Origin of the sequence: Cobetia sp. 29-18-1 (assembly GCF_029846405.1) — a bacterium.
GTDB classification, from domain to species: domain Bacteria; phylum Pseudomonadota; class Gammaproteobacteria; order Pseudomonadales; family Halomonadaceae; genus Cobetia; species Cobetia amphilecti.
Genome location: NZ_JARWKS010000005.1, coordinates 180942 through 202460, shown reverse-complemented (window position 1 = coordinate 202460; position 21519 = coordinate 180942). Strand labels below are relative to the sequence as shown.

General features: G+C 64.7%; 18 protein-coding genes. 6 read left to right on the top strand and 12 right to left on the bottom strand.

Annotated features, from left to right (window positions below):
- Positions 1 to 28: 28 nt before the first annotated feature.
- From QD208_RS05995 to QD208_RS05975, 5 genes are all read right to left on the bottom strand, one after another.
- Positions 29 to 970, bottom strand: coding sequence for a hydroxymethylglutaryl-CoA lyase (locus tag QD208_RS05995; protein ID WP_279836166.1), 942 nt, complete (start codon positions 968 to 970; stop codon positions 29 to 31).
- A 5-nt stretch (positions 971 to 975) separates the two neighbouring features.
- Positions 976 to 3243: an acetyl/propionyl/methylcrotonyl-CoA carboxylase subunit alpha gene (locus tag QD208_RS05990; RefSeq protein ID WP_279836164.1), complete on the bottom strand. Its 2268-nt coding sequence runs from the start codon at positions 3241 to 3243 to the stop codon at positions 976 to 978.
- 166 nt (positions 3244 to 3409) lie between these two features.
- Positions 3410 to 4249 (bottom strand): enoyl-CoA hydratase-related protein, encoded by an 840-nt coding sequence (locus tag QD208_RS05985; RefSeq protein WP_279836161.1) that lies wholly within the window; start codon positions 4247 to 4249, stop codon positions 3410 to 3412.
- 83 nt (positions 4250 to 4332) lie between these two features.
- Positions 4333 to 5940 carry a carboxyl transferase domain-containing protein gene (locus QD208_RS05980; RefSeq protein ID WP_054555514.1) on the bottom strand — a complete coding sequence of 536 codons (1608 nt, stop codon included), beginning with the start codon at positions 5938 to 5940 and terminating at the stop codon, positions 4333 to 4335.
- Positions 5941 to 5996: 56 nt separating this feature from the next.
- Positions 5997 to 7166 carry an isovaleryl-CoA dehydrogenase gene (locus tag QD208_RS05975; RefSeq protein WP_279836159.1) on the bottom strand — a complete coding sequence of 390 codons (1170 nt, stop codon included), beginning with the start codon at positions 7164 to 7166 and terminating at the stop codon, positions 5997 to 5999.
- A 493-nt stretch (positions 7167 to 7659) separates the two neighbouring features.
- Here QD208_RS05975 and QD208_RS05970 point away from each other — a divergent pair, with 493 nt between their 5' ends.
- The 3 genes from QD208_RS05970 (at position 7660) to QD208_RS05960 (ending at position 10337) form a co-directional block, all read left to right on the top strand.
- Complete coding sequence (locus QD208_RS05970) at positions 7660 to 8400, top strand: ATP-binding cassette domain-containing protein (RefSeq protein WP_153636301.1); 741 nt, start codon at positions 7660 to 7662, stop codon at positions 8398 to 8400.
- An 8-nt stretch (positions 8401 to 8408) separates the two neighbouring features.
- Entirely contained in the window at positions 8409 to 9974 is a 1566-nt protein-coding gene (locus QD208_RS05965) for a glycine betaine ABC transporter substrate-binding protein (protein ID WP_279836154.1), read from the top strand.
- Positions 9975 to 10163: 189 nt separating this feature from the next.
- Entirely contained in the window at positions 10164 to 10337 is a 174-nt protein-coding gene (locus QD208_RS05960) for a hypothetical protein (RefSeq protein ID WP_165873989.1), read from the top strand.
- A 363-nt stretch (positions 10338 to 10700) separates the two neighbouring features.
- Here QD208_RS05960 and QD208_RS05955 read toward each other — a convergent pair whose 3' ends face one another.
- The 5 genes from QD208_RS05955 to QD208_RS05935 form a co-directional block, all read right to left on the bottom strand.
- A complete protein-coding gene (locus QD208_RS05955; RefSeq protein WP_043331336.1) occupies positions 10701 to 12005 on the bottom strand; it encodes a TRAP transporter large permease subunit in 1305 nt (434 codons plus the stop codon).
- A gap of 1 nt (position 12006) precedes the next feature.
- Positions 12007 to 12564: a TRAP transporter small permease gene (locus tag QD208_RS05950; RefSeq protein ID WP_043331335.1), complete on the bottom strand. Its 558-nt coding sequence runs from the start codon at positions 12562 to 12564 to the stop codon at positions 12007 to 12009.
- A 260-nt stretch (positions 12565 to 12824) separates the two neighbouring features.
- Positions 12825 to 13844 (bottom strand): TRAP transporter substrate-binding protein, encoded by a 1020-nt coding sequence (locus QD208_RS05945; RefSeq protein WP_248377138.1) that lies wholly within the window; start codon positions 13842 to 13844, stop codon positions 12825 to 12827.
- A 224-nt stretch (positions 13845 to 14068) separates the two neighbouring features.
- Complete coding sequence (locus QD208_RS05940; RefSeq protein ID WP_107336255.1) at positions 14069 to 14980, bottom strand: LysR family transcriptional regulator; 912 nt, start codon at positions 14978 to 14980, stop codon at positions 14069 to 14071.
- A gap of 132 nt (positions 14981 to 15112) precedes the next feature.
- Positions 15113 to 15553: a VOC family protein gene (locus tag QD208_RS05935; protein WP_054555510.1), complete on the bottom strand. Its 441-nt coding sequence runs from the start codon at positions 15551 to 15553 to the stop codon at positions 15113 to 15115.
- A gap of 283 nt (positions 15554 to 15836) precedes the next feature.
- Between QD208_RS05935 and QD208_RS05930 the strand changes: the two genes are divergently transcribed.
- Genes QD208_RS05930 through QD208_RS05920 form a run of 3 tightly spaced genes read left to right on the top strand, consistent with a single transcriptional unit; the run spans position 15837 to position 18309 of the window.
- Positions 15837 to 16604: a 5-oxoprolinase subunit PxpA gene (locus QD208_RS05930; RefSeq protein ID WP_153636297.1), complete on the top strand. Its 768-nt coding sequence runs from the start codon at positions 15837 to 15839 to the stop codon at positions 16602 to 16604.
- A complete protein-coding gene (locus QD208_RS05925; RefSeq protein ID WP_279836144.1) occupies positions 16604 to 17350 on the top strand; it encodes an allophanate hydrolase subunit 1 in 747 nt (248 codons plus the stop codon). The genes QD208_RS05930 and QD208_RS05925 overlap by 1 nt, the downstream gene beginning before the upstream one ends.
- Positions 17347 to 18309 carry a biotin-dependent carboxyltransferase family protein gene (locus QD208_RS05920; RefSeq protein WP_279836142.1) on the top strand — a complete coding sequence of 321 codons (963 nt, stop codon included), beginning with the start codon at positions 17347 to 17349 and terminating at the stop codon, positions 18307 to 18309. The genes QD208_RS05925 and QD208_RS05920 overlap by 4 nt, the downstream gene beginning before the upstream one ends.
- A 482-nt stretch (positions 18310 to 18791) precedes the next feature.
- Here QD208_RS05920 and QD208_RS05915 read toward each other — a convergent pair whose 3' ends face one another.
- Both QD208_RS05915 and QD208_RS05910 read right to left on the bottom strand, forming a co-directional pair.
- Positions 18792 to 19787 carry a class I SAM-dependent methyltransferase gene (locus QD208_RS05915; RefSeq protein WP_279836141.1) on the bottom strand — a complete coding sequence of 332 codons (996 nt, stop codon included), beginning with the start codon at positions 19785 to 19787 and terminating at the stop codon, positions 18792 to 18794.
- Positions 19784 to 21481 (bottom strand): AMP-binding protein, encoded by a 1698-nt coding sequence (locus QD208_RS05910; RefSeq protein ID WP_279836214.1) that lies wholly within the window; start codon positions 21479 to 21481, stop codon positions 19784 to 19786. Before QD208_RS05910 ends, QD208_RS05915 begins: the two co-directional genes overlap by 4 nt.
- Between the last annotated feature and the right edge of the window lie 38 nt (positions 21482 to 21519).

Sequence of the window (21519 nt, the reverse complement as noted above, 5' to 3'; positions counted from 1 at the left end):
TCTTGGCAGCGCCTCAAGCCACTCGTCCTCAGCCACTGGCCATCAGCGCCTGACCGACGCGTGAGCCATTCGGCCGCCCAAGCGTGCGGCTGATCCAGTCACCAGTGCGGGCCAGCGCTGCCAGATCCACCCCCGTCTCGATGCCCATGCCCTCAAGCAGATAGAGCACGTCTTCACTGGCGACATTGCCCGAGGCGCCCTTGGCGTAGGGGCAGCCGCCCAGACCTGCCACGGAGCTGTCGATCACCGCTATGCCTTCTTCCAGCACGGCGTAGAGGTTGGCGAGTGCCTGGCCGTAGGTGTCGTGGAAGTGGGCGGCGAGCTGCGTGATCGGCACCTCGCGACTGACCTGCTCCAGCATGTGCTTGGCCTTGAGCGGCGTGCCGACGCCGATGGTGTCGCCCAGCGAGACCTCGTAGCAGCCCATGGCCTTGAGCTCGCGAGCGACGGCGGCCACCTCGGCGGGGGCTATCTCGCCTTCATAGGGGCAGCCGAGCACGCAGGACACATAGCCGCGCACACGCACACCGGCCTTGAGGGCGTGTTCCACCACTGGCGCAAAGCGCTCAAGCGATTCGGCGATCGAGCAGTTGATGTTGCGCTGCGAGAAGGACTCGCTGGCCGAGCCGAACACGGCCACCTCGCGCACACCACACTCAAGCGCCGCCTCAAGCCCCTTCATGTTGGGCGTGAGGGCGGAGTAAGTGGTCGCTGACTTGGCGGTTGTTGACTTGGTAGTTGGTGACTCGGCGGAGCTGTCGCGCAGCGCCAGCATGATCTCGCGGTGATCGGCCATCTGCGGCACCCACCTGGGCGAGACGAAGCTGGCGGCCTCGACATGCGCAAGACCGCTGTCGCTCAGGCGCCGGATCAACTCAAGCTTGGTGGCGGTCGCGACGGGCACTGACTCGTTCTGCAGTCCGTCGCGCGCACCCACCTCGACGATGCGTACCTTGCGGGGAAAGTGCATGCTGACTACTCCTTGTCCGACTCGACCTGCGCGGCCGTGAATTCGAGCAGCACATCGCCCTGGACCACGCTGTCACCGGCCGAGAAGTGGAACTGGGCGACCTCGCCATCGGCAGGGGCATTGAGAGTGTGCTCCATCTTCATCGCCTCCATCACCATCAGGGGCGTGCCCTGCGGGACATGGCCGCCCGGCGCGACCAGCTGGGCGACCACGGTGCCATTCATCGGCGCATTCAGGGTCGCCTGGGTCTCGTGGCGCGCGTGGTCCACGGCATCGGCACGTCGCCACAGCAGGCGTGACTCCCCCTGTGGAGTGCTGCCGGACTGGCTGTGCTGCGCTGACGACAGCACCAGCACTTCACCGCCGCGGGCCGGCGCGTGACTGGCCTGGAAGCGGCGACGATAGCCATCCAGCGTCACGGCGATGGCGTTGCCTTCAAGGCGAGTGAGTCGGCCGAGATGCCTTGTAGTCTGTCTTTCATCGCCGCAGTGAGTGGTCACTTCCAGTTGCCAGTCGCCGCGCGAGTCGCTCATCGGTGGCGTATCTGAGGTGTGCGTATTCGCCAGGGAGGCATGTGTTACGGGGCGGCGCGCGATGATATGCGCCACCTTGTCGCTGCGCTCATCGGTATCGGCGTCAGCGGGCAGACACAGCGCCAGGCGCACCTGGTGTGGCAGGCCATTGCGCCAGCCATCGCGGCGCTCCCACGGGCCGGCGCAGGGCTGGCGCGAATGTGATGTGGAGCGCGAAGGTGATGCGTGGCTGGCTTGCTCATTCAGGCGCGAGAGCGCCAGCAGGGCACTGGCCGCGAGACTGTCATGGTCCAGCGTCGCGCTGGGGAACAGGCTGTCGTGATGACGCTCGATGAAGCGGGTATCCAGCTCGGCGGCGCGGAAGTCAGCATGGCCAGCCAGGCGGGACAGGAAGGCGCGGTTGGTGGTGACGCCGCGCACTTCCAGCGCTGCCAGTGCGCGCAGCATTGTCTCGAGCGCCTGTTCGCGAGTCGGCCCGTAGCTGATCAGCTTGGCCAGCATCGGGTCGTAATGCATCGAGACTTCATCGCCCTCGGCGACGCCGCTGTCCAGGCGTACCTGCCGGGCGGTCAACCCGCCCCCTGCCAGATCCAGCCGGAAGCGTTCCAGCACACCGGTGGCGGGCAGGAAGTCGTTGTCCGGGTCTTCGGCGTAGAGACGCGCCTCGAAGCTGTGGCCGGTCAACGTCAGCTCATCCTGCTGGCGCGGCAGGCGTTCGCCCCGCGCGATGCGCAGTTGCCATTCGACGAGGTCTTCGCCGGTGATCATCTCGGTGACCGGGTGCTCGACCTGCAGGCGGGTGTTCATCTCCATGAAGTAGAAGGCGCCGTGGCTTTCGCTGCCCGGCTGCGGTGCGTCGAGCAGAAACTCGATGGTGCCGGCACCGACATAGCCGATCTCGCGCGCTGCCCGCACGGCGGCCTCGCCCATCTCACGGCGCAGCGACGGCGTCAGCCCCGGCGCGGGGGCCTCTTCCAGCACCTTCTGGTGGCGACGCTGGACACTGCAATCGCGCTCGAACAGATAGACACCGCTGCCGTAGCTGTCGCAGAACACCTGGACTTCGACGTGGCGCGGCTGGGTCAGGTATTTCTCGATCAGCATGCGCTCGTCACCGAAGGCGGCGCGGGATTCACGGCGACAGCTGGCCAGCGCCGCCGCAAATTCCTGTGCGCTCTCGACCACGCGCATGCCCTTGCCGCCACCGCCGGCGCAGGCCTTGATCAGCACCGGATAGCCCATGCGGTCCGCTTCAGCCTGCAGCAAATCGTCCTGCTGGTCATCGCCATGGTAGCCGGGCACCAGCGGCACATTGGCCGCCTGCATGCGCATCTTGGCGGCCGACTTGTCGCCCATGTCGGCGATCGCGCTCTGGGGCGGGCCAACGAAGATGATGCCGGCCTCGGCCAGCGCGCTGACGAAGGCGGCGTTCTCGGACAGGAAGCCATAGCCGGGATGCACGGCATCGGCACCGCTTTTGCGTGCGGCAGCGATCACCTTTTTGATATCCAGATAGCTTTCGCGGGCGCTGGCGGGGCCGAGACGCACGGCCTCGTCGGCCTCGCGCACATGCAGGGCATCGGCGTCGGCATCGGAGTAGACCGCCACTGTCTGGATGCCCATCGCGCGAGCGGTGCGCATCACGCGTACGGCGATCTCGCCCCGGTTGGCGACCAGCAGCTTGCGGATCTCGCCGCAACCGGCGGGGAGGGTCTGGTCTGTCTCGCGGTTGGCGTTCATGGCAAGCGTCCTGTGGCGAAGGTGGCTAGGGGAATCAGGAGGAGAAAAGCTCTTGAGAAAAAATCCGGCAGGCATGGCCGAGGTGGATGGCCGAGGTGGATGGCCCAGATTGAAGACCAGCGCCGAGAGCGTCGACATGCCGCCAGCGGCTTCAAGCCTCTGGCGTTCATGTGGGCTTCGACGTCTCGGTTGTTTGGTTCTCGGTCGGCACCCAGGGCGCCGGCGTGCCGGCGAAGAAGGCGGCCAGACCGGCCTGGCCCTGTTCGCTGACGCGCAGCTGGCTGATCACCTCGCAGCAGCGTTCACGGGTCGCGGCGCTGGCAGGTGCCTGAGCCACCTCGCTGAGCAGCGCCTTGGTGGCGCGACTGGCGGCAGGCGAGGTGGCCAGCAGGGTCTGCACCATCTCCGTGACGCGCGCCTCCAGCAGCTCATCGGGGCAGGTCTCGTGGACCAGGCCGATGCGCTGCGCGGTGGCACTGTCGATCACCTCGGCGCTGAGGGCATACCGGCGCATCTGGCGTGAGCCGATGGCGCGCTGCACGTAGGGACTGATGGCAGCCGGTGCCAGGCCGATGCGCACTTCGGAGAGACAGAAGCGCGCCCGCTCGGCGGCAATCACGATGTCGCAGCAGGCCACCAGGCCGACGGCACCGCCGAAGGTGGCGCCCTGGACACGACCCACGCTGGGGCAGGGCAGCTCATCGAGCAGCTGCATCAGTCGCGCAAGCTCGCGTGAGTCGGCAAGGTTATCTTCCAGCGAATACTCGACCATGCGCTGCATCCACTTGAGATCGGCGCCGGCCGAGAAGCTCTTGCCCTCTGAGGCCAGCACCACCACACGCACCTCGTCGCGGCTCGCCCTGGCGTGCAGGCTCTCCAGATGCTGATTCAGCTCCGCAATCAGCAGGTCATCGAAGGCGTTGTGCACCTCGGGGCGCAGCAGAGTGAGGCGGGCGACGCCGTGTTGATCTATCTCGAGTCGACTCGATTGGCGAGGCTCTGTCATCGTGCTTTCTTCCATTCTGTTAGCTTAAAGATGACTATCACTATTCAGTGCAGGTCACAATCATTGTTGTGGCGCTTGACGGGTTACATGCGAAGCACACCGAAGCGACTGTCCTCGATCTCGGCATTCATGGCCGCGGCCAGTGACAGACCGAGGATGTCGCGGGTCTGCAGCGGGTCGATCACGCCGTCATCCCACAGGCGCGCACTGGCGTAGGTCGGATGGCCCTGACGCTCGTACTGCTCGCGCACCGGTGCCTTGAAGGCCTCCTCTTCCTCGGCGGGCCACTCGCGCCCCTCGCGGGCATGCTGGTCGCGCTTGACCTGTGCCAGCACGTTGGCGGCCTGCTCGCCGCCCATCACCGAGATGCGTGAGTTGGGCCACATGAACAGCAGGTTGGGGTCATAGGCGCGCCCGCACATGCCGTAGTTGCCCGCGCCGAAACTGCCACCGATCAGCACCGTGAACTTGGGTACCCTGGCGCAGGCCACCGCCGCCACCAACTTGGCGCCGTGCTTGGCGATGCCTTCGTGCTCGTAGCGCGAGCCGACCATGAAACCGGTGATGTTCTGCAGAAAGATCAGTGGAATCCGGCGCTGGGTGCACAGCTCGATGAAATGCGCGCCCTTGAGGGCGCTTTCCGAGAACAGCACGCCATTGTTGGCGAGGATGCCGACCGGATGGCCATGCAGATGCGCGAAGCCGGTGACCAGCGTCTCGCCGTACTCGCGCTTGAACTCGTCGAAGTCCGAGTCATCCACCAGGCGGCCGATCACTTCGCGCACGTCGTAGGGTTTCTTGAGATCGGTGCCGACGATGCCGTAGAGCTCCTGCGGGTCCAGGCGTGGTGGACGCGATTCGCGCAGCGCGAGCTGGCCCTTGCGTTGCCAGTTGAGGCGCGACACGGCGCGGCGAGCCAGCTGCAGGGCATGGGCGTCGTTGTCGGCCAGATGGTCGGCCACGCCGCTGATCTTGCAGTGCACCTCGGCGCCGCCCAGTGCCTCGGCGCTGATGTCCTCACCGGTGGCGGCCTTCACCAGCGGCGGCCCCGCCAGGAAGATGGTGCCTTGCTCGCGCACGATGATGGATTCGTCCGCCATCGCCGGCACATAGGCGCCGCCTGCGGTGCATGAACCCATCACCACGGCGATCTGCGGGATACCCTCGGCAGACAGCGTGGCCTGGTTGTAGAAGATGCGGCCGAAGTGGTCGCGGTCCGGGAAGACCTCGTCCTGGTGGGGCAGATGCGCGCCACCGGAATCGACCAGATAGAGACAGGGCAGGCGATGCTTGCGGGCGATTTCCTGGGCACGCAGATGCTTCTTGGCCGTCATCGGGAAGTAGGTGCCGCCCTTGACGGTGGCGTCGTTGGCGACGATGACGCACTCCACGCCGCTGACGCGGCCGATGCCGGTGACCAGGCCCGCGCCGGGGACAGGGCTGTCGTAGACGTCGTGGGCCGCCAGCGCAGAGAGTTCGAGGAAGGGCGAGCCTTCATCGATCAGGTGGTCGATGCGTTCGCGCACGAACAGCTTGCCGCGCGACTCGTGACGTTCACGCGCCTTGTCGCCGCCACCGGCCGCGACGGTCTCCAGCAGCTGGTGCAGGCGATCGACCTCGGCCTGCATCGCCGCTTCATTGGCGCGGAACTGGTCACTGCGCGGATTGATCAGGGAGGTCAGTATGGCCATCGAGCAAGCTCCAGCGGCGAAGGGTTGCGAAAAAGAGTAGGGGATGACGAGAGGTATCAGGCACTCTCGTTGAACAGTTCACGCCCGATCAGCATGCGGCGGATCTCGCTGGTGCCGGCGCCGATCTCGTAAAGCTTGGCGTCTCGCAGCAGGCGCCCGGTGGCGTACTCGTTGATGTAGCCATTGCCGCCGAGCAGCTGGATGGCATCCAGCGCCATCTGGGTGGCCTTCTCGGCGCAGTAGAGAATGACGCCCGCGGCGTCCTTGCGTGAGGTCTGGCCGCGATCACAGGCATTGGCGACCGCATACTGATAGGCGCGACAGGCATTGAGGGTGGTGTACATGTCGGCGACCTTGCCCTGCACCAGCTGGAATTCACCGATGGCCTGGCCGAACTGGCGGCGCTCATGCAGGTAGGGCACCACGATATCCATGCAGGCCTGCATGATGCCGATGGGGCCGGCGGCCAGTACGGTGCGCTCGAAATCGAGCCCGCGCATCAGCACCTTGACGCCACGATTGACCTCACCCAGCACGTTCTCGACCGGCACCTGGCAGTCCTGGAAGACCAGTTCGCAGGTGTTGGAGCCGCGCATGCCGAGCTTGTCGAGCTTCTGGGCGGTGGAGAAACCGGGGAAGTCGCGCTCGATGATGAAGGCGGTGATGCCCTTGGAGCCGGCGTCCGGGTCGGTCTTCGCGTAGACCACCAGGGTGTGGGCATCCGGGCCGTTGGTGATCCACATCTTGTTGCCGTTGAGCACGTAGTGATCGCCACGCAGCTCGGCCTTGAGCTGCATCGAGACCACATCAGAGCCGGCGCCGGGTTCGGACATCGCCAGCGCGCCGACATGCTCGCCGCTCATCAGTTTCGGCAGATAACGTGCCTTCTGCTCGGCAGTGCCGTTGAGCTTGATCTGGTTCACGCACAGGTTGGAATGCGCGCCGTAGGAGAGCGCCACCGAGGCGCTGGCGCGCGAGATCTCTTCCATCGCGATGCAGTGCGCCAGATAGCCCATGCCGCTGCCGCCGTCCTCGTCCGGCACGGTGATGCCGAGCAGGCCCATGTCGCCGAACTTCTGCCACAGGTCATCGGGGAAGGCATTGCTGGCATCGATCTCGGCGGCGCGCGGGGCGATCTCGTCGCGGGCAAAGGCGTTGACCTGCTCACGCAGCAGGGTGTGTGTCTCGTCGAGTCCGAAATCCAGCGGTGAATAGAGGCTGTGCATGATCTGGCATCCTGTAGATCGGTGAAGCGCGATGAGCAAGGCCCGCCAGGGGCTGTGATGACCTGATGGCAAACGGTCTGTCGCGACCGGCTTATCAAGTCCGCCCGTCATGGGCCGCCTTGGCGTGTGATGGAAATTACTCTAGGTCAAAGTTGACGTTAACGTAAAGGTCATTATGCGGCGCTTTGACCAAGGTCGCAGGGTTTGCGGCAGAAGGTCAGCAGGGAGACTCGGGAAGGGGAGTGTCAGGTCGAGAAGGTCAGGTAGAGAAAGTCAGCTCAGGAAACGAAATTGCTCCGGCATCGCCGAGGTGACTTGATAAGCTGAGACGCTGTAGTCACTGTTGATTGAGGAAGTCGTGAGGGCGTCAGTGGGGGAGCATTCCCGTCACCTGCCTGGTGTCACCGGCACTCTTTAGTGTGCAAGTGCGCTGACTCGCCAGCGCTTTTTACCATTCCAGACTCATGCTCACCTGCCTAGAAGGACCTACTCGATGAGTGATGACACCGCCCCGGCAGTCCGCTTCAGCGGCCTGCACAAGGGCTTTGCCGGTCAGCGCCTGTTTGAAGGCATTGATCTTGAACTGCCGCGTGACCGTATCACCGCCCTGGTCGGTGCCAGTGGCTGTGGCAAATCGACCCTGCTGCAGCTGATCAACGGCCTGATCCGCCCGGATGAAGGCGAGGTGAAGGTGTTCGGCGCCGCCGTCGATTACGCCAACCTGCCAGTCATGCGTCGCCGCATCGGCTATGCCGTCCAGCAGATCGGCCTCTTTCCCCATCTCAGCGTGCGCGACAACGTCGCCATTCTTGCTGACCGCGAAGGCTGGAGCGCCGAGCGCGTCAAGGCACGCATCGCGCGTCTGTTCCAGATGATGGATCTCGACATGGCGCTGCTGACCCGCTATCCCCACGAGATTTCCGGTGGTCAGGCCCAGCGCGTCGGGCTGTGTCGCGCCATGATGCTGGAGCCACCGTTGCTGCTGCTCGATGAGGCCTTCTCGGCGGTCGATCCGATCACGCGCATCGAGGTGCATGCCCAGTTCCAGCGCATGCAGCAGGAGGAACCGCGCAGCGTGGTGATGGTCACCCACGACATGAACGAGGCGCTGAGCCTGTCCGATCACATGGTGGTGATGGCGCCCGGCGTGGTGCTGCAGGCCGCCAGCCCCGACACCATCACCACGGCGCCGGCGGATGAGCGCGTGGCCCGACTGCTGGAGGCTCGCGCATGAAGACGCTGATGACGACTCCCGTCCTGCAACGCTCGCGCCGCGGGCTGTCCGGTGCGCTGATGGTCGCCGGCCTGGCGCTTGCCAGTCTGGGGGCACTGGTGTCCAGCCCGCTTGCCAGCGCGGAAGAGCAAGCCGCGGCATGGCCCGAGGACAAGCCGATCGTGGTCGGCTCCAAGGCTGACCGCGAAGGGCATCTGCTGGGCGAGATCTTCGCGCAGGTGCTGGAGGACGCCGGCTTCACGGTCGAGCGCCGTCTGGGGCTGGGGCAGACCATCATCACCTATCAGGGGCTGGCGGAAGGCGAGCTGGATGTCTATCCCGAATACACCGGCACCCTGGCCCACGCGATTCTCAAGCTGGACGACGTGCCTCCGCTCGAGAAGCTCGATGAGCTGAGTCGCGAGCAGGGCCTGCGCGTGCTCGAGCCGCTGGGCTTCAACAATACCTACGCCGTCAGCATGCGCCGCGATCAGGCCGAGTCGCTGGGAATCAGCACCATTGGCGATATGGCCGATCACCCGGATCTGTCCGTCGCGATGTCGCATGAGTTCATCAAGCGTCCGGATGGCTGGCCGGGACTGGCCGCGGAATACGGCCTTTCCCAGGTGCCGCGTGGCATCGAGCACGGCATCGCCTATCAGGCGCTGCGCGAGAGCAAGATCGACGCCACCGATGCCTATTCCACCGAGGGCGACATCAAGCGCTTCGACTTCGTGCTGCTCGACGATGACAAGGGCTACTTCCCCGAGTATCTGGCGGTACCCTTCGTGAATGCCGCCTTGCCGGAAGATGCCGTCGCGGCGCTCAACCAGCTGGCGGGGAGCCTCGATGAAGACAGCATGCAGGCGCTCAACGCCCGCGTTTCCACCGATGAGCAGAGCTTCGCTCAGGTCGCCAGTCGCTTCATTCAGGAACAGGGCATCACCACCGAGCAGCGTGAAGTCAGCGGCGCCAAGTGGGACAAGCTGGGTACCAATCTGATCGAGCACCTGCAGTTGACGCTCTCGGCGCTGCTGCTGGCGTGTCTGGTCGGCCTGCCGCTGTCCTTGCTTGTCTATCGCAATCCGAAGGTCTCGCGGGTGGTGCTCTACGTCACCGGCCTGCTGCAGACCATCCCCTCCATCGCGCTGCTGGCACTGATGATTCCGCTGTTCGGCATCGGGGTGGTACCGGCGGTGATCGCGTTGTTCGTCTACTCCTTGCTGCCGATCATCCGCGCGGCGATCACCGCGTTGCTGACGGTGGACCCGCTGCTGGTCAAGGTGGCACGTGGCATGGGCCTGACGCGTCGCGAGCAGTTGCGTCACGTCATCCTGCCGCTGGCGACGCCCAATCTGCTCACCGGTATCAAGACCGCCGCCATCATCAATATCGGCACCGCGACGCTGGCAGCCTTCATCGGCGCCGGAGGGCTGGGCGAGCCGATCGTCACCGGGCTTTCGCTCAATGACTATGATCTGGTGCTTTACGGGGCGATTCCCGCGGCATTGCTGGCCATCTGCGCCGAGCTGCTGTTCGAGCTGTTCGAGCGCCTGGTGATACCGGCGCATATGCGGGGCTTGAAGTCGCGCTGAGCCGGAAAAAAACGGCGTAGTACATTACACGACAATCATGTCGCAACTCTTGTACAAGGCGTGCAGTAAAAAAGGAAGGCTGCTGCGAAGGTTTAACGTTGGTCGCCGATCAGAGTAATGTGAAGGGGAAAGTAAGGGCTTGCTGACAGGCCTTGCAGCAGCCTCTACCCCCCTTTGAAGGAGAGATTCATGCGTATCAAAAATCTGTTTCCGATTGCGCTGGTCGCGGCGACTCTGGCCCTGAGCGGTTGTGGTCTGTTCGGTCATGGCCACGGCCATGGTGGTCACGGCGGTGGCGGTGGTGGCAAAGGTCACGCGATGATCGATACCCCGGCCAGCGCACCGGCGGATCATCTGTCCTGATCTAGCCTCGCCTGTCGGTTGACGAAAAAGCCGCCCCTTTCTGCCTCACGGCAAGGAAGGGGCGGCTTTTTTGTGTTCGTGTCCGAGTGCCGATCTGAGCTGAGCTGTGTGGGGTTGGGCTGTGTGCGAGGACGGTGCTTTCCGTCGCGATGCTTTGAGTCGCGATGCTCTGCGAGCGGCAAGCGCCGGGCAGGCGGCAAAAAAAAGACCTCCCCGAGGGGAGGTCTGCAAGCACGTCACCGTATGTCTGCCGTGACGCTCGGCGCCCTTGAGGCAAGGGTCGACCGATAGAGGTGCCGACAGCTGCGGTTCCTGAGTCTGGAAGCGCTACCAGCTGCCATCCTTGGCATCGGGGTCAGATGATCAGTTGTTCATGGCCTGCGGAAGATAGAGCACGATCTCCGGGAAGACGTGCATCAGCACGATGGAGAAGATCATCAGCAGGAAGAACGGCAGTGTCGCCTTGGTGATGGTGATGATGTCCTTGCCGGTCAGGCTCTGGATCACGAACAGGTTGAAGCCGACCGGCGGGGTGATCTGCGACATCTCGACCACGATGATCAGGTAGATACCGAACCAGATCAGGTCGAAACCGGCGGCTTCGATGACCGGCATGATGATGGAGGTCACCAGCAGGATCAGCGAGATGCCGTCGAGGAAGCAGCCCAGGATCAGCAGGAACAGCGTCAACACCACCAGCAGCATGGTCGGCGACAGTCCCAGGGTGGCGATGCCTTCGGCCAGCTGCATCGGAATCTGGGTGAAGCTCATCGCCGAGGACAGGAAGGAGGCACCGGCGATGATGAAGGCGATCATGCACGAGGTGCGCAGCGCCGCGAACAGCGATTCCTTGAAGGTGGCGGCGGTCATGTGGCCGTTGAGGCGCGCGATGATCAGCGACAGTACCACGCCGACCGCGGCCGCTTCGGTGGGTGACGCCAGGCCACCGTAGATGCTGCCGAGGATGCCGCCGATCAGTGCCAGCAGCGGAATCAGCTGGGCGCTGTTGCGCAGCTTGGCCATGAAGCCCATGTGCGGCTCGTCATGGCCGGCGCGGCCCTGCGGCTCACCGACGACCTTCGACCAGATCGCCAGGTAGCCCATGAACAGGGCCAGCAGCAGCATGCCCGGCAGGACACCGGCGATGAACAGACGCGAGATGGACTGCTCGGTGACCACGCCATAGACGATCATCATGATCGACGGCGGAATCAGCAGGCCGAGGGTCGAGGCACTGGCGAGGGTACCGATGGCCAGGTTGCTGTCGTAGCCGCGGCGTTCAAGCTCCGGCAGCGTCATCTTGCCGACGGTGGCACAGGTGGCGGCGGAGGAACCGCACACGGCGGCGAACAGACCGCTGCCGATGATGTTGGAGTGCAGCAGGCGTCCCGGCAGGCGATTGAGCCACGGTGCCAGCGCGCGGAACATGTTGTCGGCCAGCCCGGAGCGGAACAGGATCTCGCCCATCCACACGAACATCGGCAGGGCGGTCAGGTCCCAGCCGTAGCTGGCACCCCAGAAATCGGAGGCCAGGATCGGGCCGGTCTCGAAGGTGGAGAAGAAGGTCAGCACGATCCAGCCGGTGCCGATCAGCGAGAAGGCGACCCACACGCCGCTGCCGAGCAGCAAGGCGAGGGCCAGCAGAGTGACGAGGATGAGTGTCAGCATGTCATTCGGCTCCGTCTTCGGGCTCGGGCGCCACGTAGCTTGAGGGCGCGGTGAAGGCGGTGCGCAGCGTGGCGATCAGGGTCTCGAGAATCGCCAGGCACAGCAGGCCGGTACCGGCGACCAGCACGCTCTGCGGAATCCACAGCGGCAGCGCCAGCAGGCCGGAGGAGATGTCGTGGTACTCGAGGCTCTCGCCGACCAGCAGTACCAGTTCATGGGTGATCAACACGCTCAGGCCGAGTGCGATCAGCAGCGCGAGGCTTTCGATCCATACGCGCACGGCGGCCGGCAGGCGGTTGATGACCAGCGTCACGCGGATATGGGCGTGATGCGTGAAGGTGTAGGCGAGGCTCAGGAAGGTGGCGCCGACCAGCAGGAAGGCAGCCATTTCCGACACGCCGGAGATCTCGAAGCCGAGACGCTCGGCACCGAACATCACCATGATGGCGTCGATCAGGCGCAGGAAGACTTGCAGGCTGACGAGGGTGCAGATCAGCAGCATGCAGGCCGCCGCACCCCACGCACCGAGGCGATAGAGTCTGTCGAAGAAATAGGTCATGACGGGCGCTCACAGGGAAGGTGAGGGTGGCCACGCGATGCTGCGCACAGGCTTGTCCGTGGGTCACCTGCCGGCGGACGGCAGGTGTCGGAGTCTCGAGTGGCGTATCGCGTGGCGGGATAGCAACGCTGCAGCTGGGGTCGGTCAGGACATCTACAGCGCTCAGGCAATGCTCAGAGGTTGCTCAGGCAGTGCACGGTCGATGCGCTCAGCCGCATGTCCAGCATTCAGCGCCGGGCAGCCGGGCTTGCGAGCGAATCTCAGGCATCCAGGTCTGCGCGGTAGCGCTCGAGCAGCTGCTGGCCTTCTTCACCGGCACGCGACTTCCAGTCCTGGAACAGCTTGTCACCGGCGGCCTTCAGGTCTTCTGCCAGCTTGGCGTCAGGCTCGCTGATGGTGAAGCCATTCTCGGTCAGCACCTTGGCGCTCTCGTCGGCATCGGCCTTGCTGGCTTCCCAGCCGCGGGTCTCGGCGGCCTTGGCGGCATCGAGCACGGCTTGCTGGGTGCTCTCGTCGAGACGATCGAAGGCACGCTTGTTGACGAAGACGATGTTCTTCGGCAGCCACAGCTTGGCGTCGTTGTAGTGCTTGACGTAATCCCAGGCCGACATGGACTTGCCGGTGGAGCTGGAGGTGATCATCGCGTCGACACGGCCGGTGCTGAAGGCGGTGGGGATGTCGGCTTCTTCGGTCTCGGTGGGCTTGCCGCCGACGTTCTCGACGAAGCGCTGGGTGTTGATGTTGGGTGCGCGGATACGCAGCCCCTTGAGCTGGGAGACGTCGGTCAGGTCGAAGTCGGTGTAGATGCCCTGGGCCGGCCAGGCGACCGCGTACAGCGGCATCAGACCTTCCTTGGCGAACAGCTCGGTGATGTCCGGCTTGGAGGCCTGCCAGAGGGCGAAGGCTTCTTCGTAGCTGGAGGCGACGCCCGGCAGGGTGTCCAGCTCGTAGACCGGCGATTCGTTGGAGAGGATCGACAGGAAGATCTCACCGGCCTGGACGGTGCCGCGACGCACGGAAGGCTTGATCTCGCCGTGGGAGATCAGGGAACCGCCGCTGTGCACGGTCACGGTCAGCTCGCCATCGGTGGCCTCGGTGACGTCCTCGGCGAACTGCTTGGTGTTCTTGGTGTGGAAGCTGGCATCGCCATACGGAGTGGCGAGGTTCCACTGTGCCGCGAGTGCCGAGCCACTGAAGGCCAGGGCACCCACTGTCGCCAGCCAGGCGAGGGACTTGACTGTCGGGGTCTTGCGAGTGAGGGAATCGTTGGGCTTACGCATGTCCTGTTCCTCATTATTATTGAATGTTGTCGGCAGACAATTTCATTCTTCAAGCGACGGGCCATCCCGTCCAATCGTTAATTCTGATGCGTAGTATCGATGAAATCTTTCACAGTGTCGTCGCATGAAAGCCTTTGACGATATTTTTAGACCTTGGTCTGACGCTGATCTGATGCGAGGCGGGGCGCGATCAACCCTGACTCAGCGCATGACAGGCGGTCTGATCAGGGATCGGAATGCGCGTGTTGCTGCGAGTAGGTCTCGGCACATTGGCGGCCGAGGCGTGCCACGCTGGCGCAGAAATCGGGATAGTTGGCATTGCGCCAGATGGCTTCATAGACCATTGGCGGCAATGGGGTCTTCAGTGGCAGGCGCACCAGTTCGCCGTGGCTGATGACATCCTCCACCGTGGCGACCGGCAGTACGCCGATGCCGAGCCCTTCGCTGCTCATGCGCAGGATGGTCATCAGGGTGCTGGTGCAGTGCACCTTGGGCTGGGTGATGCCCTGTTCCGACAGATAGCTGACCAGCTCGGTATAGGGGCGCGCCTGCTTGCTGAAGGAGATGAATGGCGTGGAGGCGAAGCGCTCGCCATCCTCGGCCAGCTGCTCGGCGAGGGTCGGCGAGGCGAACATGCCCATCTCGAAGGTGCACAGCGGAGTCTGGGTGGCGTAGGGCCCCATGGCGGCGCTGTCCATCGCGAACAGCATGTCGAGATCATTGTCGGCCAGACGCTGATGCAGGGAGGGCGAGATATCGACGGTCATTTCCAGCGTCAGCTTGGGATAGCGTTCGGCCAGCTGGCGCATGAAGGCGGGGAACCAGCTGTTGGCGATGGTCTCGATCACGCCCAGACGCAGGGTGCCTGAGAAGGCGCCTTCTTCCTGAAACAGGCGCATGGCTTCGTCGCGGCCACTGAGCAGGCGCTCGGCGTGGGCGAAGAACTCTCGCCCGCGCAGGGTGGGCTGGATGGGGCGGGTGGCGCGTTCCAGCAGGGATTCGCCGACGGTGGCTTCCAGGCGGTTGATGCGGTCCGAGATGGAGGGCTGGGTCAGGTGAAGCTTGGTCGCGCCTTTGCGGAACGAGCCAAGCCGGACCACCCAGACGAAGGCCTCGAGTTCCTTGAAGTCGAACATGGCAGATGCCCCGTGATGAATCGTGAAGACCGCCCATCTTGCCGCATGCGGCGCGGGGCGTCAGCTTTCATCTCGGGGCATGGCCCGCGTCAGGCCGGGAGCGGGCTCATTCGCTTGCGCGGGTCGCTCACGTCATTTGCGAAACAGCTGGCTCTCGCGGTCCTTGAAGGCCTTGAATTCCAGTGCATTGCCGGTGGGGTCGAGGAAGAACATCGTTGCCTGTTCGCCGGGTTCGCCCTTGAAGCGGATATGGGGTTCGATCTCGAAGGTGACGCCCTCGGCGATGAGGCGGTCCGCCAGTGCCTGCCAGGCATCCATCTCCAGCACCACGCCGAAGTGCGGCACCGGCACGCCATGGCCATCGACCGGATTGCGGTGCTGAGCGACGGCGCTTGCCGGGTCGGCCAGCGCCGGGTTCAGGTGGCAGACGAACTGGTGGCCATAGAGGTCGAAATCGACCCAGCTGTCGGACGAGCGGCCCTCGGGGCAGCCCAGAAACTCGCCATAGAAGCGGCGTGCCTCGGCGATATCGCGGACCTGGATGGCGAGGTGGAACGGGTCGCTGACGGCCATGGTGAAACTCCTGTTGTTGTTGGGGGATTCGGCTGAGCAAAGAATGACTTCAGACCAGCGGTGGGCGGGGTGACAGGCCCTGAAGTCACCGCTCGGCTCGCACAAGACAGAAGCATGACGCGCGCTGTCGGGCAAGCGATACACGGCCGGTGCTTTCATGGCGCAAGATGATGAAAGATTTCACCGATATGACGAATCATAAAATACGATTGGATACCAAGGCGGCCCCTTACATAAAGTGGAGGCATAACAACACACAAGATCTGACCTGTGAGGTTCCGCTATGTCCCGCTCTGCTCCCTCCCTCCCCCTGCTCAACTGCGATATGGGCGAAAGCTTCGGCAACTGGAAGATCGGTCTGGATGAAGAGGTCATGCCCTTCGTCGACTGCGCCAATATCGCCTGTGGTTTCCACGCCTCCGACCCCAGCATCATGCGCCGCACCGTGCGTCTGGCGGTCAAGCATGACGTGCGCATCGGTGCGCACCCGGCCTATCCAGACCTGCAAGGCTTCGGCCGTCGCTCGATGGCGTGTTCGCCTGCCGAGGTCGAGGACATGCTGCTCTACCAGATCGGCGCGCTCGATGGTATCTGTCGCGCCGAGGGCACTCGCGTCCAGTACGTGAAGCCGCATGGCGCGCTCTACAACGACATGGCCGCCGACCCGACGCTGCTGCGCGCCGTCATGCAGGCCGTGGTGCGCTATGACGCCAGCCTGCCGCTGATGGTGATGGCGACCGCCAACCCCGCGCCGATGCAGGCGCTGGCCGACGAGATGGGCATCACGCTGTGGTTCGAGGCCTTCGCCGACCGTGCCTATGACTCACGCGGCCACCTGGTGTCGCGCCGTGAGCCGGGTGCCGTGCATCACGACAGCGAGGTGATCATCGCCCAGTCCGTGACATTGGCGCGTGGTGAAGCACTGACCGACAGCAGCGGCGGTGACCTGGTGCTGTCCGCCGATACGCTGTGCGTGCACGGTGACAACGCCGAGTCCGTGGCCGCGGTGCGCGCCATCCGTGAAGCCTTCGATACGTTGGCGGGTGCCTGATGGCGGGGGCTGACAGCCACGGCCGTGGCACGTCACCGCAACTGCGCCTCGAGACCGTCGGCATGGACTCGCTGATCATCCGGCTGTTCGATCGCATCGAGGAATCCAACATGGCCTGGGTGCTGGCCGCCGACAGTGCGCTGCGTGAGGCCTTCGGCGCGGCGCTGGTCGATCTGGTGCCGTCCTACACCACGCTGCTGCTGCACTACGATGTGGCCGCGCTGGAAGAAGGCGAGGCGCGTGCCCGCATCCAGGCCGCGCTGGCGGATCTCGCGCCGGGCAGTGGCCAGCAGGGCCAGCTGCATGAAGTGCCCGTCTGGTATGACGACAGTGTCGGGCCGGAACTGGCGCCGATCGCCGCGCGGCTGGGCATCAGCGTCGAGGCGCTGATCGAGCATCACGGGGCGCATGATTACTGCGTGTTCGCCCTCGGCTTCGCGCCCGGTTTTGCCTTCATGGGCGTGCTGGAAGAGGCGCTGACCACACCGCGCCTCAAGACGCCGCGCCAGAAGATCGCCCCCGGCAGCGTCGGCATCGCCGACCGTCAGGCTGCCATCTACCCGTCCCGCTCACCCGGTGGCTGGAACATTCTGGGCCGTACGCCTATCACGCTGTTCGGGCGCAATGAGGCCGGTGAACCGTCCAGTCGTTTCATGCCCGGTGATCGCGTGCGCTTTGTCTCCGTGAGCCGAGAGGAATTCGTTCGCCTGGGCGGCGATGTCACCCCGCTGGAGGAACGCGCATGAGCGACGTGAAGACGAAGACGACGCTGCGCGTCGAACGCAGTGGTGCACTGGCGCTGGTGCAGGATGCTGGCCGTCTGGGCGTGCGTCACCTGGGCGTGACCCAGGGCGGCGCGGCGGACTGGGTGTCGCTGGGCTGGGCCAACTGGCTGCTGGGCAACGCTCATGATGCGCCGGGGCTCGAGATCACCATGGGCGGCGGCTTGCTGCTCAAGGTCGAACAGGCCGGCACTCTGGCGCTGTGCGGGGCAGATCTGGCCGCGACCCTCGACGGCGAGGCGCTCGCGCCGGGTCAGGCCTTCGAGGTGACCAGCGGACAGCAGCTCAAGTTCGAGCGTCCCGTTGCTGGCCTGCGCGCCTATCTGACCTTCCCCGGTGGCCTGGATGTCGCCCCGGTGCTGGGCAGTGCCGCCAGCACGGTGCGCGACGGCCTCGGCGGGCTGGATGGCGAAGGGCGGGCACTGGCCAGCGGTGATGTGCTGACGGCTGCCAGCAATGAGCTGTCGCTGCGCGAGCTGCCGGCCTCGGCACAGGCATGGCAGCAGTCGCTGGCCGCCAGGGAAGGCGAGGCGCTGGAGTTGCCGCTGGTCGTGGGGGCGCAGATCGCCGAGTTCAGTGGCGACAGCCTCTATCGCGCCTTCAACAGCGAATGGGCGGTGGATGGACGCGCCGATCGCATGGGCGTGCGCCTGACCGGCCCGCGTCTGGAGCGTGAAGGGGCGGGCATGGTGTCCGAGGGCATTCCGCTGGGCGCCGTGCAGGTGCCGGCCGATGGCCAGCCCATCATATTGCTCAATGATCGCCAGACCATCGGCGGTTACCCGCGCCTTGGCGCGCTGACGCCACTGGCCTGCGCACAGCTCGGGCAATGTGTGCCGGGCACCCGGGTGCGACTGGCGGCCGTGACACCGGGTCAGGCGCGTCGTGATCACCTCGAGGTGCTGGCCGGTTGGCAGTCGTGATGCGCTGCAGCGAAGCTGTCAGCTCGACGCCTGCAGGCCAGAGTGACTAGACCGAAGCGTGCAGGCCCGAGCCTGCAGATCAACGCGTGCAGACCTGAGCGACTGGATCGAAGCGCGCAGACAAAAAAAGGGCCTCCAAGTGGAGGCCCTTTCGGTTTTCCCGTGAGGGAATCTTTGATGCTGTTGGGAGTGATTGATCAGATCACGCCCTCGATGAACAGATTCCCGGAGAAACGTTGCGCGAGCATCGGGAAACGTTGCACTGACTCGTGGGTATCGATGAAACACGAAGCAATGCGGTCATCATGTCGGGCACATTACCCTCACATGCTGACGGGTAACGAACGGCTTATCCCCCGAACGGGACTGTACTGGCAAGAATAACGGTTGAGGCAGGCGGATGCCAGTCATTTGCGAGCGCTGTTTCCTAATTTTTTCCTCGCCGCATCCCTGCGGTGAGTTCTGCTGATTCATCGCGCCTTTCACTGCCTGGCAGGACGCTTGCGCAGGCGCCACAGGTGAACCTCCAGCCAGCCGGCTTCCAGGGCCAGCATCAGGTTGCGTTGCATCTGGGAAAAGGCCGGGCCGAACACCAGTTCCGGCGTCAGGCCGCGGGCGGCCAGCATGGCCGGCGAGGGCGCAGGCGCATCATCCCGGTAGGCGCTGGGTTGCTCGCTGGTGCTCTCGCGCATGCGCCGCGCCTGCCAGCTCAGCACCTGATCGGTCAGCTCGACATGGGCATCGACCTCGAAGCCACTGCTGGCCATCGCCTCATGCAACTCCTCGCAACTGGCCAGCTGATCGCCACGCGGTGACAGCGCCCAGGGCAGTGGCAGGGCAGGGCGCTCGCCAAACGCCTGCGCCTGCACGCTGAGCACCGGCTCGTGCAGCAGGAGATAGCCATCCTGCTCGAGACAGTCATGCCACTGGGTGAGCGTGCTGACCTTGTCGCTCAGATGCACCAGCAGGTGCTGGCTGAAGAGGCGATCAAAGCGGCGGCCCGAGAGTGCCGGATGCAGCTCGGGGTAGCAGGCGTCGCCCTCCAGCACGCGAATCGACTCGCGCAGTCCGGTGGCCCGGTTGAGGGCGATCGCCAGCTCGCAGAGGCTGCTCGAGAGATCCAGCGTGGTGATGTGGTGGTCCGCGCCGGTGTCACGCGACTGGCTGGCAATATGCCGTGCCAGCCCGCCAAGGCCGGCGCCGAGTTCGAGCATCGCCAGCCCCCGCGACTGGGGTTCCAGCCGGGCGAGGGCCAGCAGCTCGCGGGTGCCCGTCACGCCACCCAGATGCAGTTGGTCCAGCCCGGCCAGTGCCATGATCGGCAGTGCGCCGCTCGGGTGGGCATCGATCAGCGTCTCGAGTGCCTCGTCGAGGGCCGCATGATGGTGACTCGCCGCATAGTGGGCGACCTGCTGACGAGCGCTGCTCAGGTGGCGTGTGGCGGGGGCGTCATCCTCCTCCTCACGTGACGTGCTCACCTGGCCAGGCCCAGTTCTTGCGTTGCGGCCTCGCGCATCTTGAACTTCTGGATCTTGCCGGTCACGGTCATCGGGAATTCCTCCACGAACTTGATGTAGCGCGGCACCTTGAAGTGAGCGATACGTCCCTGGCAGAACGCCTTGAGCGCCGGTTCATCGAGCTGCTCGCCTTCCTTGAGCTTGACCCACGCCATCACTTCCTCGCCATACCGCTCATCGGGCACGCCGATCACCTGCACGTCCGACACCGCCGGGTGGGTGTAGAGGAAGTCCTCGATCTCGCGCGGATAGATGTTCTCGCCCCCGCGGATGATCATGTCCTTGATACGTCCCACGATCGTCACGTAGCCGTCTTCATCCAGCGTAGCGAGGTCGCCGGTATGCATCCAGCGGCCGGCATCGATGGCCTTGGCGGTGGCCTCCGGGTTGTTCCAGTAGCCCAGCATCACGCTGTAGCCCCGCGTGCACAGCTCGCCCTTCTCGCCGACTGGCACCACGCGCCCGCTGTCAGGGTCGATGATCTTGATCTCCAGATGCGGGTGCAGGGTACCGACGGTGGAGACGCGCTTGTCCAGCGGCGCCTCACGCGTGGTCTGCAGGCTGACCGGACTGGTCTCGGTCATGCCGTAGGCGATGGTGACCTCGCGCATGTGCATGCGTTCGATGACCTGGCGCATCACCTCGATGGGGCAGATGGAGCCGGCCATGGTGCCGGTACGCAGGCTGGTGAGGTCGAATTCGGCGAAGCGCGGGTGTTCGAGTTCGGCGATGAACATCGTCGGCACGCCGAACATCGCGGTGGCGCTCTCCTCGCTGACCGCCTGCAGGGTGGCCAGCGGATCGAAGCCCGCTTCCGGATAGACGATGGCGGCGCCGTGGGTCAGGCAGCCCAGATTGCCCATCACCATGCCGAAGCAGTGATAGAGCGGTACCGGCATCACCAGTTTGTCGTGCTCGCTGAGGTTCATGCGCTCGGCGACGAAGAAGCCGTTGTTGAGGATGTTGTGGTGCGAGAGGGTCGCGCCCTTGGGCGCACCGGTGGTGCCGGAGGTGTACTGGATATTGATCGGGTCATCGAAGGTCAGGCTGGCCTGCAGCTCGCTGAGTGTTTCCCGCGAGACGCTATCGGCACCGCTGAGCACATCCTGCCAGTTGAGCATGCCGGGCAGGGCATCCTCGGCCTCGAAGCAGATCAGGCGCCTGAGGTCCGGCAGCGCGCCATTGTGAATGCCATCACGGCCGCGGGCCTCTTTAGCCTCAGGGAACAGCTCCTCGAGGATCGCCACATAGTCGGACGCCTTGAAGCGAGACTGGAAAATCAGCGTCGCCGCACCGGATTGCTTGAGGGCGTAGGCCAGTTCATGGCCGCGGTAACTCGGGTTGAGATTGACCAGCACCACACCGATCTTGGCGGTGGCGTACTGGATCAGCGTCCATTCGGCGCGATTGGGCGCCCAGATGCCGACGCGGTCGCCGCGCTCGATGCCCATCGCCAGCAAGCCGCGCGCCACGCGCTCGACCTCTGCGTGCAGTTCGGCCCAGGTGTAGCGCAGTCCCTGATGGCGACTGATCAGGGCATCGCGCTCGGGCCAGCGCGCGCAGATGCGATCGAGGCAATCCCCGATGGTTTCTCCCATCAGTGGGGTGTCGGAGGTAGCGCTGAGATAGCTGGCTGACTGGCTTGCGTGTGCCATTTCGCTGGCAGGCTGGCGTGTGGCGATGGCGTCCTGTG